Raw genomic sequence first — 16,151 nt, forward strand, 5'->3', positions numbered from 1 at the left:
GTGCGTTCGCTCATGCCAGGACCACGGACCGGGTGAGGTGGCGGGGCGCGTCCGGGTCGAGGCCGCGGCTGGTGGCGAGCGCTACCGCGAACCGCTGGGCCAGGATCAGGTCGGCCATCGGGTCGACCGGGTTGCGGCCGGCCGACCAGCTCGTCAGCACCGTGCGCCAGCCGTGCGTGCGGCTGTGCACGAACGCGGCGCCGGTGGCTGCCACGTCCTCCGGCAGGCCGTCCGGGATCTCGCCGAGCGCCCACACGAGACGGCCGGGCGCGGCCACCGAGATCGGTCCGTGCCGGTAGTCCATGGCCGGGTACGCCTCGGCCCAGAACGTGGCCGCCTCGCGGCACTTCAGCGCGGCCTCCTGGGCCAGGCCGACGGTCCAGCCGCGACCGAGGAAGGTGACCTGCTCGATGCCGGCCGGGTCGATCGGCAGCGGGGCGCGTACGGCCACCTCGGCGTCGGCGGCCAGGCGGCCCAGGTCCTCGCCGAGGTGGGCGCGCAGCAGCGCGAGCGCTGTGGTGGCGAAGCGGGTCTGCACCACGGCCCGCTCGTCGGCGAAGGGCAGCGTGACTGTGGCGTCGGCGAGCGTGACGGCGGCCGAGTCCGGGTCGCCGACCAGGACCGTGGTGGGGATCCGCCCGCGCAGCGCGGTGAGCAGGTCGAGCACCTCGGTGGTGGTGCCGGAGCGGGTGATCGCGATCAGCCGGTCGTAGTGGCGGCCGGCCGGGAACTCGCTGGCCTGGAAGGCGTCGGTCTCGCCCTGGCCGGCGGCCTCGCGCAGCCCGGCGTACGCCATGGCCATGAACCACGACGTGCCGCAACCGACGACGGCGACCCGCTCGCCGGGGCGCGGCAGGTGCTCCGCGACGGTCGGGGCGAGTCGCGCCGCCTCCCGCCAGCAGTCGGGCTGGCTCGCGATCTCCGCGTGCACGTACGCCATGACAACTCCTCGCCGGGGGAGACTTTGCGCAATACGGCGCGATACGGCCGCCTTTCGCGCGCCATTCTGCGTGAAACCCTGCGGTCGTGGCAACCGTCCCCCAGTTCGCGCAGCGCAGGGTTTTGCGCGGACCCATTTTCGCGCACTAGTGTGCACGCAACCGATCACCGTTCACGCACAACTGGGGAGGCCCCGCGGTGGACCGCTACGCGCGCTGGAACGCGCTGCTGGAGATGCTGACCAACAGCGGCCGGGTCAGCGTCGAGGAGGCGGCCGAGCGGCTGGATGTCTCCCAGGCCACCATCCGGCGTGACTTCGACCAGCTCGCCCAGCAGCAGATGATCACCCGTACCCGGGGTGGCGCGGTCGCCAACGGCGTCTCCTACGACCTGCCGCTGCGCTACAAGACCGCTAAGCACTCGGCCGAGAAGCAGCGGATCGGCGCGGCGGCCGCCGCGCTCGTGTCGCCGGGCACCGTCGTCGGCCTCAACGGCGGCACCACGAGCACCGAGGTGGCCCGGGCGCTGGCGGTCCGTCCGGATCTCAACACCAGCGCCGAGGGCGCCCAGCTCACCGTGGTGACGAACGCGCTGAACATCGCCAACGAACTGCTGGTGCGTTCGCGGATGAAGGTGGTGGTGGCCGGCGGCGTGGTCCGGCCCAAGTCGTTCGAGCTGGTCGGCCCGCTCGGCGGGGCGCTGCTGCGCGAGGTCACGCTCGACGTCGCGCTGCTCGGCGTGGACGCGATCGACCCGCAGCTGGGTGCCGCCGCGCACCACGAGGGCGAGGCGGCCATGAACAGCCTCATGGTTGCCCGGGCCAAGCGGGTCGTGGTGATAGCTGATTCCTCGAAGCTCGGCGGGCACGCGTTCGCGCGGATCTGCGCGGTGGACCGCGTGGAGACCCTGGTGACCGACTCCGGCGCGTCCCCGGAGGTGGTGGCGGCGTTCCGCGACGCCGGCGTACACGTCGTCTGCGCCTGACCTCACCCGACACGCCGACGCTGCATACCGGGTATTGCCTTCTGATGCATACCGCGTATGGTGTCGCTGACGCCTACTTATCGGGGGAGGTCAGCTGTGTCGGCTGTCCTGGAGATCGAAGGTCTCCGCAAGACGTACCGGAGCCGGAAGCGAGGGGTCCGCCACGCGCTCGACGGCTTCGACATGCGAGTGGAAGCCGGCCAGGTGCACGGCTTCCTCGGTCCGAACGGCTCGGGCAAGACCACCACGCTGCGTACGCTGCTCGGCCTGATCAAGCCGAACGGTGGCCGGATGGCCATTCTCGGCCAGGAGCTGCCGCACTCGCTTCCGGCGGTCGCCGGGCAGGTCGGCGCCATCGTGGAGAGTCCGCAGTTCTTCCCGCACTTCTCCGCCCGCGACACCCTGGGCCTGCTCGCTCAGGCCGGTGAGCTGCCCAAGCAGCGCGTCGACGAGGTGCTGGAGCTGGTCGGGCTGCGCGACCGGGCCGGCGAGCGGGTCAAGACCTACTCGCTCGGCATGAAGCAGCGGCTGGCGGTCGCCTCCGCGCTGCTCAAGAACCCCAAGCTGCTGATCCTCGACGAGCCGGCGAACGGCCTCGACCCGGGCGGCATCCGGGAGATGCGCGGGCTGATGCGGGAGCTGTCCGAGGCCGGGATGACAGTGGTGCTCTCCAGCCACATCCTCGGCGAGATCCAGCTCATCTGCGACTCGGTCACGATCATCTCGCTCGGCCGCCGGGTCGCGTTCGGCCCGGTCGACCAGGTGCTCGCGGCCCACTCCCAGGGCGCCGTGCGGGTACGCCTGGAGGCGGTCAGCGACCTGCCCCAGGCCGCCGACGCGCTCAGCCGTGCCGGGGTCCGCGTCGCCGCCGAGCCGGACCACCTGATGCTGTCCGGCGTGGACAAGCCGGCCACCGTCAGCCGGCTCCTCGCCGAGCAGGGCCTGTACGTCAGCGAGCTCACCCCGGTCGCTGTCGACCTGGAGAGCGTCTTCCTCGAACTGACCGCCACCGCGCCGATCGCCGGTCAGCACCGTCAGGTCGACCAGTCCGCGAAGGTCGACCAGACCGTCACCGCAGGAGGTTGGGGCGCATGAGCCTGTTCGTCACCGAGCTGCGCCGGCTCGGCAAGCGCCGGGTCACCCGGCTGATGCTGGTCCTGCTGGTGCTCGGCCTGGCCACCGTCGCGACCGCGTTCAGCTTCTCCAGCGAGAAGCTCTCCCCGACGGTGGTGGCGGCGGCGGAGGCCGACTCCCGGGCCCAGTACCAGCAGGCGACGGAGCGGTGGAAGCGTTCGATCACCGAGTGTGAGGCTGCTCAGGCCCGCGGCGAGCAGACCGAGGAGGAGTACGGCCCGAACTGCGGCAAGGACTACCAGCCGCAGCCGGACATGTTCGACCCGAAGTGGAACCTGCCGTACCAGTTCGACTTCCGGGCCGAGTTCCCCCTCTTCATCGCCGTGTTCGCCGCCTCCGTGGCGCTGTTCGGCTTCATCGTCGGCGCCTCCTTCGTGGGCGCCGAGTGGAACACCGGCGGGATGATGAACCTGCTGCTCTGGCGGCCGAAACGGCTGACCGTGCTGGGCACGAAACTGGCCGCCCTGCTCGCCACCGTGTTCGGTCTGACAGTGGTGCTCGGCGCCCTCTGGACGGCGGCGTTCTGGCTGATCGCCAGCCAGCGCGGCAGCACCGCGAAGATGACCCCCGGAGTGTGGCAGTCGATCGGGCTGGACGGGCTGCGTGCGCTGGCGATGACGCTCCTCGTGGCGGCGTTCGGGTTCGCGCTGGCCTCGCTCGGCCGGCACACCGCGATGGCGCTGGGTGCGGCGGTGGGCATCTTCGCGGTGAGTGAGATCGGCATCCGGATCGCGGTGGCGGTGCTCGGGGTCCAGTTCGGTGACCGGTACGTGCTGTCCACGTACGCCCAGTCGTGGTTCCTGAAGCAGGCGGAGCTGTTCGACTACGACACCTGCCAGTTCTCCCAGGGCGCCTGCGAGCCGGCCACGTACATGGTCACCTGGCAGCAGTCGGCTGTGGTGTTCGGCGTGGCCCTGCTCGGCGCGGTGGTGGCCGCGTTCTGGACGATGCGGCGGCGGGACATCGCCTGACCTGGTCCGCGCCGCCGGCACCGCCCGGCGGCGCGGACCCCGCGTCCGATGCGGCCGGGGGGGGCGGCCCTGGTTACGCTGGGGCTCCCCCGGCCGGCGCGCTCCGCGCGCCGGTCACCCGCCGTCGGAGAGGAGCACCATGTCCGCCGACGCCTCGCAGCGGGCCGCCGTCGACCGGTCCGACCCGCCGGGGCCCACAGCGGGTACGCGCCACGCGGGCGGGAGCGTTCCGCCACCGCGCACCGCTCCTCCCGTCGAGTCCACAGCACCGCCGAAGCCGGACGCGCCGTCGGAGTCCGCACGACCGGTCGAGCCCGGATCGCCCGTCGAGCCCGGATCGTCCGTCGAGCCCGGATCGTCCGTCGAGTCCGCCGCGCCGGTCGAGCAGGCCGGGCCGGACGCGGCAGACGTGGGCGCTGCGGCCGGTGCGGGCGCGGCGCCGGCCGGCCTCACCGAGCGCGAGCGGCGGATCCTCGCCTTCGAGGCGCAGTGGTGGAAGCATGCCGGCGCCAAGGAACAGGCCATCCGGGACACCTTCGGGCTCTCCGCGACCCGCTACTACCAGCTGCTCAACGCCCTGCTCGACCACCCGGCCGCGCTCGCCGCCGAGCCGGTGCTGATCGGCCGGCTGCGCCGGCTGCGTTCGTCGCGCGCCCGTAACCGGCGACGCTGACAGGCGTCACTTCTCGTACGTGCGCAGCCCGTTGCCGATGGCGAAGAACGTCGGCGCCCACTCGCCGATGAAGATGCCCCAGCGGTCCGCCCGCGCCACCCCGGCGCGCTCCATGTGCTTGGAGAGGAACCAGCTCGTGACCGAGAGGCCGATGCTGACGAATCCGGCGAGGTAGGCGTGCTCCGCCCGGATGCCACCCTCGTGCAACCGCTCCAACATCTCGTACCCCCCTGTCACCGGGACCGACCCCCGTCACCCCCGACGCTACCGAAGGTCCGGAGATGATGACGCACGGTTGCCGCGATCGGGGTCGGCGGCGGCACAAGCGCACCGACGACGCCTCGGCCGTGTGCTGCGAGTTCGATCCCCCGGCCGTGACCACGCTCACCCCGGAACGACCGGTCGGATGACAACGCAGCGTGAGGCGGAAACACCCGGGGGTACGACCGGACGAGGCGGTCGGCCGTAGCGGCAATCCCTCCCCAAAGCGGTGGACGACTCGGACGGGCGGGCGGCAGACTGCGGACGTGACGGGTGCGGTACGGCTGGAGCCGGTGAACGAACGGAACCTGGAACCGTTGCTCTCCGTAGCGGCGGCTGAGGCGGAACCGGATGACGTCATGCCTCCGGTGGACGCCCCGGCGGGCTGGTCGCTGGCCCGCCGCGACGCGTTCCGCGAGTTCCACCGCGCCAGCCTCGGCGGGCTGAACGGCCCCACCGGCACGGCCATGTACGCGATCGTCTCCGGCGGCGAGGTGGTCGGCGTGGTGCGGATGACCCGCCGGGACGAGCCGGGAACCGTGGAGACCGGCATGTGGCTCGGCCGGTCGGCGCGGGGCCGGGGCCTGGGCGTCGCCGCCCTGCGCCAGTTGCTGAACGCCGCCGCCGCGGCCGGGATGCACACGGTGGTCGCGAACACCACGCCGGACAACGCGGGTGCGATCTCGGTGCTGCGTAAGTGCGGCGCGGAACTGCGTACCGAAGACGGAAGGCTGCACGCCCGGATGTCGCTGGACTCCGCCCTGCCGATCCGCTGAGCCACCTCATCCGGGTTCCTCCTGCTCGACGCCGCCTCGGTGGGCGGTCTCGCGCTCGTGTGGAGACGTTTCTCCGATGGTCTGACGGGTAGCCCGCGTCTCCGGGTCCGCGACTTCCCGGGAGCGCGAAGGAGAGCGGATGAGAAGCGGAGCACGGGTGGCGTTCGCCGTCGGGTTCGGCTACCTGCTGGGTCGCCGGAAGAAGATGCGTACCGCGTTGACGCTCGCCACGGCGGTCGCCGCCGGGCGGGCCAGCCGGCACCCCGGGGGCCTGAAGCAGCTCGCCGAGGACCTGATGGCCGCGAGCCCGCAGTTGCGCAACCTCGGTGGGCTGGGCCCGCCGCTGGTGGCCGCCGGGCGGGCGGCCGCGACCGCCGCCGCCGGCAACGGCATCGACGCCATCGGCGGACGACTGCGCGGGGGCGCCGACGCGTTGCGCCGCAGGACCGGTGCCGACCGGCCGGCCGGCGAGCGTTCCGCGCCGGCCGCCGGAGGTGCCGCACCGGGAAAGGAGCGTTCCGCGCCCGATGAGGAGCCGGAGCTGGACGACCAGCCGGTGCCGGCCCGAGCCGATCGGGGGCGGTGAGCCGTGGCGACGAGCAGCCTGGCCGACCGGGCCCGCGACCAGATCGGCGCCGAGCTGCGCAACCTCGCCGCCGCGCTCGGTGAGCGGGCCGTGCAGGTGGTCACCGACCGGGTCACCGACGCCACCGGGCGGTTGAGCGAGTACGCGAAGCGCGACGGCGATCCGGGCCTGGTGGCCGCCGCCACCGGCGCGCACCGGCTCGCCGAGGGCGCCTCCCCGGTCAAGGCGATGTTCCACGCCGGCCTGGCCGGCGGTAAGGAGAAGCTGATGACGGCGCTCGGCGTGCGCAGGGGAGGCCGGGAGGGCGGCCGTACGGCCAGGGTCACGAACATCGTCGAGGCCATCGAGGTCGGCGTCCCGGTCCGGGTCGCGTACGACCAGTGGACGACGTTCGGCGACTTCCCGAGTTCCCTGCCGCAGGTCGAGCGGGCCGACTGCGACGCCGACGAGAGGATGACCTGGACGGCGCGGATGCTCTGGTCGCGCCGGAGCCGGCAGTCCACCATCGTCCGGCAGATCCCGGTCCGGCTCGTCCACTGGCGGTCCACCGGAGAGAAGGGCTCGGTCGACGGCACCGTCAGCTTCCACGAGGTCGCCCCGGAGCTGACCCGGATCCTGGTCGTGCTGGAGTACCACCCGCGCGGCCTCGTCGAGCACACCGCCAACCTGTGGCGGGCCCAGGGCCGCCGGGTCCGGCTGGAGCTGAGGCACTTCGTCCGGCACGTGATGACCCGGACCGTGCTCGACCCGGACGCGGTCGAGTGCTGGCGCGGTGAGATCGAGGACTCCCGGGTGGGCAGGGACCACGCGACCGCGCTCCGGGAGGAGCGAGGCGACGCCGGGCCGGCCGACGACGAGTACGCCGCCTACGACGCGGGCAACGACTTCGGCGACGACGAGTACGCTGGCCAGCCGGTCCGGTCGGCGGCGGAGCGTTCCCGCGACCGGCCGGCACGCGGGCGCCGGGAACCCGGACGCCGCCGCCGTGTCCCGGAGCCGCCCCGCCGCCCGGCCGCGCGCCGCCGCGGCGAGAGCTGACCGGCCGCTCGGCGAGCCGGCCGGTCGCTACCGGCCGGCGGCGTACGACTCCAGGCGCGCGAGCTGCACCGGGTCCAGGGAGGGCCGGACGCGGGCCCGGGCCGCCTCGACGTGCGCGGCGGTCACGGTGCTCGCGTGCAACGACTCGCGCATGGCGGCGAGCGCCGCCTCCCGGATCAGCGCGGCGCAGTCGGCCGCGGAGAAGCCGTCCAGCTCGGCGCCGAGGGCGTCGAGGTCCACGTCCGGCGCGAGCGGGACGTCCCGCGCGGACGCACGCAGGATCTCCGCACGGGCCGGACCGTCCGGCGGGGGCACGTAGACCAGGCGTTCCAGCCGGCCCGGACGCAGCAACGCCGGGTCGACCAGCTCGGGGCGGTTGGTCGCGCCGACAACCACCACGTTGCGCAGTGCCTCCACCCCGTCCAGTTCGGTCAGCAGTGCCGCCACCACCCGGTCGGTCGTACCGCCGTCGGTGGCCTGCCCGCGTACCGGGGCCAGCGCGTCCACCTCGTCCAGGAAGACGAGCGTGGGCGCGGCCTGCCGGGCACGGCGGAACAGCTCCCGGACCGCCCGCTCGCTCTCACCCACCCACTTCGAGAGCAGCTCCGCGCCCTTCACCGACAGCACGTTCGCCCGCCCGGAGCCGGCCAGCGCGGTCACCAGATAGGTCTTGCCGCAGCCTGGCGGGCCGTAGAGCAGCACGCCGCGCGGCGGCGTCACGCCCAGCCGGGCGAACGTGTCCGGGTAGGTGAGCGGCCAGAGCACCGACTCGGTGAGCGTCTGCTTGACCTCGTGCAGCCCGCCCACGTCGTCGAGCGTCACCGACGCCAGCTCCAACGTGGAGGCGGACATCGTGGTCGGCCGGACCACCTCCAGCGCGGCGGTGAAGTCGGCCATCGCCACGCTCGGCGTCTCCGCCGTCTTCTGCCGCAGCGCCGCGCGTACCCCGGCCTCGCGGACCAGCGCCGCCAGGTCCGCCGCGACGAACCCGGGAGTGCGGCCGGCCACCTCGTCCAGCCGGACGTCACCGGCCAGCGGTACCTCCCGGGTCAGCACCGTCAACTGCTCACGGCGCAGCGACGCGTCGGGCAGCGGCACGGTGATCCGCAGCGCGAGCAGGTCCGGGCCGCGCAGCGCCGGGTCCACCGCCTCGGGGCGTCCGGTCGTGCACACCACCGCCACGCCGGCGCGCAGCGTCTCGGCCGCCACCTGCCGGAACACGGTGGCCAGCGGACCCGGCTCGTCGGCCGGGGCGATCGCCTCCACGTCGGTGACCAGCAGCACGGCGGGGCCACCGGCGCGTACCGCCGAGGCCGCCTCGCGCAGCCGGCCCGCCGCCGCGTCGTCGGTGAGCGCGGCCAGCTCCGGCGCCCAGAGCGGCCGGACGCCCGCGCCGACCCGGGCGGCGACGGCACGCACCAGCGCGGATTTGCCCGACCCGGCCGGGCCCTCCACCAGCACGCCGAGCGAGACGGTGGTGCCGAGGCGGCCCAGCACCTCGCGGTGGTGGAAGCCCAGGTCCAGCAGTTCGGTCAGCTCCTCGGCCTGGGCGCGCAGGCCGGGCAGCTCGTCCACGTCGGGCGCGTCCTCCGGGCCGAGCAGGCCACCGGCGGGTCCCGTCCCGGCCGGGGTGGCCGAGGGCGCGGAGACCCGAGCGGTGGAGGCCGGGGACGCGGGGCCGGAGCCCCGGGTGGCGGGGCCGTGTTCCCAGCCCACCACCGTGTCCATGGTGACGAGCGCGCCGACCGCCGGCTCGGCCGACACGACGGTGAGCAGCGTGCTCGTCCAGGCGTACCCGACGGAACTGGCGAGACTGCGCCGCGCGGCCTCGATCAGGCCGCGCACGGCGGCGTCCGGGAGCACGTCCTGCGGCAGCAGCGAGACGTCGTCCCCGGCGGTGACCACCTTGCCCAGCAGCGCGAGCCGCAGCATCTCCGGCGGGACCGCGGCGATCACGGCGGCCGGGCCGGACAGGGTGAGCCGGCGTGCCGGGGTCGCTGGTAGCGGGCTCACCGTGACCTGGCCGCCGGCCCGCAGTCCGAGGTTGCCCAGCAGCAGGTCGTCGGCGTGCAGCAGGGCGCCGCTGGTGCTCGCGTCGGCGGCGGCGGCGATGCCGGCCGTGACCCGGCGGCCGGTCAGGCGTACCGGATCGCCCGGGCGCAGCGCCAGCGCGGTGAGGACCTCGGGGTGCAGGCGCACCACGCCGCGGCGGGCGTCGAGCGCGGCCGGCCGCAGCGTCGCGGTCAGGGTCAGGTCGGGTTCGGCCACCCGCCGACAGTAGCCGCCCCGATCATCAGGTGCCGGGTCGGCGCGGGCCCCGGTCGTCCAGCAGTGAAGGGTCGCGCCGGATCATCTCGGCCAGCCGGGCCGCCGGGTCGGACTCCAGCGAGTCGTGGCCGGGCGCGGGCACCGTCTTCACCGACATCGGCCAGGCCGGTGGCGGCGCGGGCGGCGTCGCCGGTCCCACCGTCACCGCCGCGCCGGACCAGGAGACCCGCAGCGGGTACGCCTGCTCGCCCAGTTCCACGCGCAGCGTCACGGCCAGCCCGGGGTGCTCGGCCACCACCCGGCGAACCGCCTCGGCGACCTCCTCGACCGGGTCACGCCGCACCGGCGCGTCTCCACCCCGCAGCCGGTACGCGCCGCGCCCCGCCCGCCCCTCGCCCGGCTCGTCCGCCGCCTCCGCCGGCACGTCCCGCTCGGGCGTCCCGGCCGGCTCGTCGGCCAGCGGTGCCCGGCGGCGCATCGCCTCCTCGCGCCGTGCCATCCGGGCCAGTGTCTCGTCCAGATCACCTCTCATGGCGTCCACCCCTTCGCCAGACAACGGATCGAAACGACTACCGGTTCAGCCTGCCCGGGATCGGGTCGCCCGGTCCAGCGCGCGGTCCAGGACGACGAGCAGGGCGTCCCGTACCGAGAGGCGGTCCCGGGCGTCGAACTGGACCAGCGGCACCTGCTCGCCGATCGCCAGCGCCCAGCGGATCGACGGCAGGTCCAGGGCCAGCCGGCCGTCGAAGGCGTTGACGCCCACCGCGAAGGGCAGCCCGGACCGTTCGAAGAAGTCGATCGCCGGGTAGCAGTCGTCGAGCCGGGCGCTGTCCACCACCACGAGCGCGCCGAGCGCGCCCCGGGACAGGTCGTCCCACATGAAGCCGAAGCGCGCCTGGCCGGGCGTGCCGAAGAGGTAGAGCTTCAGGCTGCGGTCGATCGTCACGCAGCCGAAGTCCATGGCGACGGTGGTGGTGGTCTTTCCGGCGACCCCGCCCGGGTCGTCGATGCCGATGCCAGCGGTGGTCATCTCCGCCTCGGTGGTCAGCGGCGCGATCTCGGAGATCGCGCCGACGGTGGTGGTCTTGCCGACCCCGAAGCCGCCGGCGATGAGGATCTTTACCGGGATCGGCGGCCGGGGTGCCGGCACCCGGCTGACGATCGGGGCCGGTTCGGCCGGCGGCGCACCCGGCGGCAGGTACGGCAGCGGCATGCTGTGCGGGGGTGGCGTGGCCCGGCCGATCAGCGGTGCCGGGCCGCCGTAGCGGCCCGGGGCGCTGTTCGCGGCCGGCCCGCCCGTGGCGGCCGCCGGCCATTCAGGAGATCGCACGAAGTCCATCAATCACTCGCAGGATGATGTCGGGATCGAGGGCGTCGTCGACGTCCGCGACGTGCACGTCGAGATGGCCGGCGGCGCGAAGGTCGCCGACCAGCACCCGGGTCACCCCGAAGTGCATCCGGGTCCGGGCGGAGATCTCTGCCACCGAGACGGGCTCGGCACAGATCGCGACGATCGCCGCCAGTTCCGGGGCCAACCGGGCGGTCACCGCCCACGAGGTGCTGCCCGGGCGAGCGGTGACCTGGGTCTCCAGGCCGATCGCCGGGTCGCCGTCCACCCGCCCGGAGGTCAGCACGAAGGGGCGTGGGCCGGTCGGCTCCCCGTCGCCCGCGTCCGGCTCCGGCACCGGAGCGGACGCGCTCAGGAAGGGGCGGATCCGGATGCCGGGTTCCGGCTCCGGGTCCGCGCCGGCGGCCCCCGGGATCATTGCTGTACGGCGTTCTTCAGCTCGGCGATCAGGCGGGGACTCAGCGCGCCGCCGGCCCGGCCGGCGAACAGCGTCATCTCGTACGCCACGGTGCCCAGGTTGGCGGTGCGGTCGGCGACGACGCCGAGTACCGAGCCGCTGCTGATCGCGCTGATGAGCAGGTACCCCTCGGCCATGTCGACGATCACCCGGTTGAGCGCGCCGAGCGCGTACCAGCTCGCGGCGCCCCCGGCGAGGCTGGTCATGCCGGAGACGACGGCGGCGAGCCGTTCCGCGTTGGACCTGTCCTTGATCGCGGACATGGCCATCAGCAGCCCGTCCGAGGAGACCGCGATCGCCTCCATCACCCCGGCGGTGCTGGAGGTGAACGAGTCGAGCAGCCAGTTGAAGGTGCGCGCCTCGGGACTGAGGTCCCCGGTGGTGCTCTGTTCGACGTTCTCGTGGAGGTAAGGGCTGGTCACCGTGATGGGTCCTCTTCGTAGCGACGGTCGGTACTGACTTCGCGCAGAGCACGGGCGACGCCCGCCTCGAACTCGCTGATCCGGTTGCGGACCTCGACGGGATCGCCGGGGTCGGAACTGGTGGGGGGCACGGACTGCGTCGGCGCGACGGACAGGTTCGCGCCGGGCACCCGGCGGCTGAGCCGGGGCCGTTCCGCCGCCGGGGGTGTGTCGCCGACGTCGCCCTGGGCCCGCCGTACCCCGTCCTGGAACTCCTCGACCAGGGCCCGGACGCTCGACGGATCCGCCGGCACGCCGATCAGCGGACCGCCGGTGGCCGGACCGGCCGGCGCGGCGGGCGGGGCGGTCGGCAGGTTCGCGCCGGGTACCCGCTGCCGGATCGGCGACCGGGTGCCGGGCCGGCCGGCGGGCGGGCCGACCGGGTTCGGCCCGGTCGGCGCCGGCATGGCCGGCGGTGACCCGGCCGGTGCCGGCGGGCGGGCGCCACTCGGCGGCGGCGCGGGCGCCGGCCGGTGCTGTGGCGCGGGCCCGGGACGGTGCTGTGGTACGGGCCTGGGACCGTGCTGCGGTGCGGGCCTGGGACCGTGCTGCGGTGCGGGCCCGGGACCGTGCTGCGGTGCGAGCGCCGGGCCGGTGGGCGGCGGGACCAGGGCCGGGCCGGTAGGTGGCGGGGCGAGCGTCGGCCCGGCGGACGGCGCCAGGGCCGGGCGGGCGGCCGGCGGGGTCCGGGTCGGGCCGGTCGCCGGCCCGGTGGCCGGGGGAGCGGCCGGGGCCGGGCCGACGACCGGGGTCGGCGGGGCGACGTGCCCGGCACGCGCGGCCGGGCCGGCCGGCGATACGGCCGACGGCGGCCAGACCGGCGGCGGACCGCCGACGGGCTGCCCCGGCCCCTCGGCCGGTTCTGCCTCGTCGTCCTGGTTGCCGAAGGCGTTCCACGGGTCACCGCTGGACATGCTGCGGGTGGCCCGGCTCAGCAACTCGACGTCGAAGCCGGCCGGGACCTCGACGGTCGGCGGCTCCGGCTCGCGGGTGCCGGGCACGGCGGCCCGGCCGGCGCTGACGCCGACCGGCTCGGGGCGGCGGATCACGAGCGAGGCGGCCGGGATCTCCAGGGCGGCCGTGACGCCACCACCGGGGGTGTGGCTCAGCCGGGCGCGCCAGCCGTGCCGGCGGGCCAACCGGCCGACCACGAACAGGCCGAGCACCTCGGTCGGGGCGAGGTCGAGGCGTTCCCGCCTGGTGAACCGGGCGTTCTCCTCGACTATCCGGTCCTCGGTGAGACCGATGCCGTGGTCGACCACGACCAGCCGGGCTCCGCCGTCGGTCAGCTCACCGGTCACCACCACACGGGTGTGCGGCGGCGAGAACGAGGTGGCGTTCTCCATCAGCTCGGCGAGCGTCAGCACCAGGTCGCCGACGATGGCGGGGGCCGCCGCCACACCGGGCGCGACCTCCACGTCGACGCGGGTGTAGTCCTCGATCTCGCCGAGCGCGAGCCGGACCACGTCGGCCAGCGGGACCGGCGCCACGTGGCCGTCCGAGCCGGTGGCGCCGGAGAGCACAACCAGGCTGCCCGCGTTGCGGCGCAACCGGCTGGAGATGTGGTCCAGCCGGTAGAGGTGCTCCAGGCGGCCCGGGTCGGTCTCCTGCCGTTCCAGCCGGTCGATGAGCGCGATCTGGCGGCCGACGAGGTTCTGCGTACGCCGGCCGACGTGGCCGAACATCTGCGCCACGTTGCGCCGGCCGGCGACCTGTCGCTCGACCAGCCGGGCGGCGGTGTGCTGCACCCTGTCGAACGCGCGGGCCAGGTCGCCGATCTCGTCCCGGGCGCTGACCTCCACCGGGTCGAGGCGTACCGGGGGGACGGTCTCGGACTCGTCGTCGGCGACCCGGGTCAGCTCGGCCTCGGTGACCCGGGCGACCCGCTCGGCGGAACGGGTGAGCCGGCTCAGCGGCCGGGCCACCGTACGCGCCACCGTCATGCTCAGCAGCACCACGACGAGCAGGATCGCCGCCGCCGCGAGGCTGACCAGCCAGGCCGCGGTCAGCGCCTCCCGTTCCCGGGCGCGGGTCTCGGCGATGACGTCCGCGACGACCTTCTTCTCCACGAACTGGCCCAGCGTGATCATCGAGCGAGCCGAGGGGAACAGCACGTCCAGTGGCACCGGCGCGATCGCCGCGTCCGGGTCGCGGAGGCTGTCCACCAGGAACGTCGGGCTGGTCCGGGCGGCCACCGCCGCGTCGTCCAGCTCGGCCACCTTGAGCTGCTCGGGCGTGATCAGCTTGCGGAACCGCCGGTTGTCGACGTTGAGCCCCGCCATGCAGGCCACGAACGACCGGGCCACCAGCGGGTCGCCCGTCGCCTTGACCAGCACGATCTGGGTGGTGCACGAGCTCAGGGCCTCGTCGACGCGCAGCAGCGAGTCCAGGGCGAGCACCTGCCGTCCGGCCGCGGTGTCGGTGTTCACCTTGAAGGGCAGCCGCAGCGCGTCGATCAGGGCGGTGTCGACCTCGCCGAAAACGGTCAGGATCTGCTGCGGCGTGGCCCGGCCGCCGAGCGTGGCGTTCCGGACGTCCTCCAGCCGGCGTATCTGGTCGAGGCTCTCCCGGACCGGCGCCGGCAGCGGCTCGGCGCGCAGGTCGGCGACCCGGTCGTCGACGGTGGCCGACTTCTGGATCAGCTCGGTACGGCTCACCCGCCGCAGCAGCAGCCCGATCGAGAGCAGGCGTTCCTGCTGGAGATCCTGGACCAGGCTGCCGACCCGGCTGGCGATGCGGACGGTCTCGGCGGTGTCGGCGGCCTGCCGGGCGGCGGACACCCGGTCGATGACCACGGGTACGGCCAGCCCGACCATGCTGAGCAGCGGGATGATCACCAGCAGGGCGAGCTTGCCCCGGATCCGCAGACTACCGAGCAGCATCGAACGGCCTCCACCCGTCGGTGTCGATGCCGCGCCCCACCGCGACCGGCTGGCGGTCGGTCTCGGGTGCGGTGAGCGGCGGGTGGACCGCCGGCGCGGCCTCGGCCGGCTCCCGGCGTGTCGCGGCCGCGCGGGCCCGGCGTAGCGCGGCCACCTGCAGCGCGACGATCCCGGCGATGAGCACCAGCGCCGCCCCGGCGGCGATCCGGCCCAGCAGCCGGTCCCGTTCGAGGGCGTCGAGCCGGTCCCGCAGCAGCGCGTCGAGCTGGTCGAGGATGACCGTACGGAGCTGCTTGGCGGCGTTCTGCGCGTTGAGCCCGGCGCGGGTGAGCTGGTCGGTGCCGGGCGCGGACCGGCCGGCGCCGGGCGCCGAGTAGACCGAGAACGTCTCCAGCGAACGCTGGTAGGTGTCCAGCGGGGTGAGCACGTTGGCGCCCAGGTCGGTGCTCTCCGAGTTGTCCACCGCCGAGCGCAGGTCGGCGACCAGGTTGGTGGCGGGACCGAGCGCGGCGACCCGCAGCTCGGCCAGCTCCGCGCCCGTCCGCACGCGTTCGTCGGCGGGACGCTTGGCGGCCAGCCGGCCCAGGTCGACGAGCCGTCCGGCCAGCACCGTCGCGGTGGGCAGGTCGCCGCCGATGCCGTCCTGGAGGAAGAACGAGTCGGCGCGGGGGTCACGGACCAGGCCGGAACTCTCCCGTACCTTGCCGTAGAGGGCCAGCAGCAGGTCGGACGCCTCGCCGTAGGCCCGGTACGCCGCCTCGGGGTTACCGATCCCGCGATCGGGCAGCGACTCCAGCTTGGCCCGCAGCCCGGCCCAGCGTTCGTGGGTGCGCAACTCGTCGCCGACGGCGTTGTCCACCTCCGCGACGCCCTCGATGGCGGCGGCGAGCGAGGCGCGGGACACGGTGCCCTCGGCGACGGCGATGGCCTGGGCCTCCACCAGGGTGTCGGTGATCGGCCCGAGGGCGCGCAGGTAGCGGACGCCGAGCCGTTCCCGGCTGGCCAGCTCGTGGTCGTCGGCGTAGTCGCGCTCGGCCTGGATGAAGATCAGCCCGAGCGGGGCCAGCAGCGCCAGTGCCAGCACCAGGGCGAGCGTACGGCCCGGTACGGCGGGCCGCCGACGGACCCGCGACGCGGGGACTGTCATGGTGTGTCTCCTCCGGCGACGGCGGGGCGGTCGGTGCGCCGGGAGGTCGCCGTACGCAGTCCCGTGCACCGGACCGGAAAATTAGTCGAACCGGACGCGGGTGTGACCTCGGCCGATGAGTCGGCTTAACGTCAGTCCACTTCGGGTGACCCTGTGTCAGGGCGAAAGGCACGTAGCGTGCGATCGTGTTGCCGAGAAATGACATCGGCGATGGTTTGCGTCGGTA

General features: G+C 74.4%; 16 protein-coding genes. 7 read left to right on the forward strand and 9 right to left on the reverse strand.

Annotated features, from left to right (window positions below; genetic code table 11):
• Nucleotides 1-10: 10 nt before the first annotated feature.
• Nucleotides 11-940 (reverse strand): sugar isomerase, encoded by a 930-nt coding sequence (locus ACFYO8_RS20505; RefSeq protein WP_354868711.1) that lies wholly within the window; start codon nt 938-940, stop codon nt 11-13.
• A 197-nt stretch (nt 941-1,137) separates the two neighbouring features.
• Between ACFYO8_RS20505 and ACFYO8_RS20510 the strand changes: the two genes are divergently transcribed.
• From ACFYO8_RS20510 to ACFYO8_RS20525, 4 genes are all read left to right on the forward strand, one after another.
• Nucleotides 1,138-1,923 carry a DeoR/GlpR family DNA-binding transcription regulator gene (locus tag ACFYO8_RS20510; RefSeq protein WP_354868709.1) on the forward strand — a complete coding sequence of 262 codons (786 nt, stop codon included), beginning with the start codon at nt 1,138-1,140 and terminating at the stop codon, nt 1,921-1,923.
• 96 nt (nt 1,924-2,019) lie between these two features.
• Complete coding sequence (locus ACFYO8_RS20515; protein ID WP_354868707.1) at nt 2,020-3,018, forward strand: ATP-binding cassette domain-containing protein; 999 nt, start codon at nt 2,020-2,022, stop codon at nt 3,016-3,018.
• Nucleotides 3,015-4,028: an ABC transporter permease subunit gene (locus tag ACFYO8_RS20520; protein WP_355015078.1), complete on the forward strand. Its 1,014-nt coding sequence runs from the start codon at nt 3,015-3,017 to the stop codon at nt 4,026-4,028. The genes ACFYO8_RS20515 and ACFYO8_RS20520 overlap by 4 nt, the downstream gene beginning before the upstream one ends.
• Before the next feature lie 139 nt (nt 4,029-4,167).
• Nucleotides 4,168-4,701: a DUF3263 domain-containing protein gene (locus tag ACFYO8_RS20525; protein WP_355096984.1), complete on the forward strand. Its 534-nt coding sequence runs from the start codon at nt 4,168-4,170 to the stop codon at nt 4,699-4,701.
• Between the two features lie 6 nt (nt 4,702-4,707).
• On the opposite strand, the gene ACFYO8_RS20530 is transcribed toward ACFYO8_RS20525, so the two are convergent.
• Nucleotides 4,708-4,920: a hypothetical protein gene (locus tag ACFYO8_RS20530; protein WP_013288875.1), complete on the reverse strand. Its 213-nt coding sequence runs from the start codon at nt 4,918-4,920 to the stop codon at nt 4,708-4,710.
• Nucleotides 4,921-5,228: 308 nt separating this feature from the next.
• Between ACFYO8_RS20530 and ACFYO8_RS20535 the strand changes: the two genes are divergently transcribed.
• The 3 genes from ACFYO8_RS20535 to ACFYO8_RS20545 all read left to right on the forward strand — a co-directional run bounded on the left by ACFYO8_RS20535 (nt 5,229) and on the right by ACFYO8_RS20545 (nt 7,362).
• Nucleotides 5,229-5,738 (forward strand): GNAT family N-acetyltransferase, encoded by a 510-nt coding sequence (locus ACFYO8_RS20535; RefSeq protein WP_354868700.1) that lies wholly within the window; start codon nt 5,229-5,231, stop codon nt 5,736-5,738.
• 139 nt (nt 5,739-5,877) lie between these two features.
• Entirely contained in the window at nt 5,878-6,324 is a 447-nt protein-coding gene (locus ACFYO8_RS20540) for a hypothetical protein (RefSeq protein WP_354868697.1), read from the forward strand.
• 3 nt (nt 6,325-6,327) lie between these two features.
• On the forward strand, nt 6,328-7,362 hold the full coding sequence (locus ACFYO8_RS20545) for an SRPBCC family protein (RefSeq protein ID WP_354868695.1): 1,035 nt from the start codon (nt 6,328-6,330) through the stop codon (nt 7,360-7,362).
• A 27-nt stretch (nt 7,363-7,389) separates the two neighbouring features.
• On the opposite strand, the gene ACFYO8_RS20550 is transcribed toward ACFYO8_RS20545, so the two are convergent.
• The 7 genes from ACFYO8_RS20550 to ACFYO8_RS20580 are packed head-to-tail and all read right to left on the reverse strand — an operon-like array spanning nt 7,390 to nt 15,925.
• Complete coding sequence (locus ACFYO8_RS20550) at nt 7,390-9,630, reverse strand: AAA family ATPase (RefSeq protein WP_355096490.1); 2,241 nt, start codon at nt 9,628-9,630, stop codon at nt 7,390-7,392.
• A gap of 25 nt (nt 9,631-9,655) precedes the next feature.
• On the reverse strand, nt 9,656-10,162 hold the full coding sequence (locus ACFYO8_RS20555) for a hypothetical protein (RefSeq protein WP_354868692.1): 507 nt from the start codon (nt 10,160-10,162) through the stop codon (nt 9,656-9,658).
• Nucleotides 10,163-10,207: 45 nt separating this feature from the next.
• Nucleotides 10,208-10,969: an ATP/GTP-binding protein gene (locus tag ACFYO8_RS20560; protein WP_354868690.1), complete on the reverse strand. Its 762-nt coding sequence runs from the start codon at nt 10,967-10,969 to the stop codon at nt 10,208-10,210.
• Nucleotides 10,947-11,396 carry a DUF742 domain-containing protein gene (locus ACFYO8_RS20565; protein ID WP_354868689.1) on the reverse strand — a complete coding sequence of 150 codons (450 nt, stop codon included), beginning with the start codon at nt 11,394-11,396 and terminating at the stop codon, nt 10,947-10,949. The genes ACFYO8_RS20560 and ACFYO8_RS20565 overlap by 23 nt, the downstream gene beginning before the upstream one ends.
• Complete coding sequence (locus tag ACFYO8_RS20570; RefSeq protein WP_354868687.1) at nt 11,393-11,857, reverse strand: roadblock/LC7 domain-containing protein; 465 nt, start codon at nt 11,855-11,857, stop codon at nt 11,393-11,395. Before ACFYO8_RS20570 ends, ACFYO8_RS20565 begins: the two co-directional genes overlap by 4 nt.
• Nucleotides 11,854-14,778: a nitrate- and nitrite sensing domain-containing protein gene (locus ACFYO8_RS20575; protein WP_354868684.1), complete on the reverse strand. Its 2,925-nt coding sequence runs from the start codon at nt 14,776-14,778 to the stop codon at nt 11,854-11,856. The genes ACFYO8_RS20570 and ACFYO8_RS20575 overlap by 4 nt, the downstream gene beginning before the upstream one ends.
• Nucleotides 14,765-15,925 carry a hypothetical protein gene (locus ACFYO8_RS20580; RefSeq protein WP_355096593.1) on the reverse strand — a complete coding sequence of 387 codons (1,161 nt, stop codon included), beginning with the start codon at nt 15,923-15,925 and terminating at the stop codon, nt 14,765-14,767. Before ACFYO8_RS20580 ends, ACFYO8_RS20575 begins: the two co-directional genes overlap by 14 nt.
• Nucleotides 15,926-16,151: the final 226 nt, after the last annotated feature.

Source organism: Micromonospora sp. NPDC005257 (assembly GCF_042872445.1).
GTDB lineage: Bacteria > Actinomycetota > Actinomycetes > Mycobacteriales > Micromonosporaceae > Micromonospora.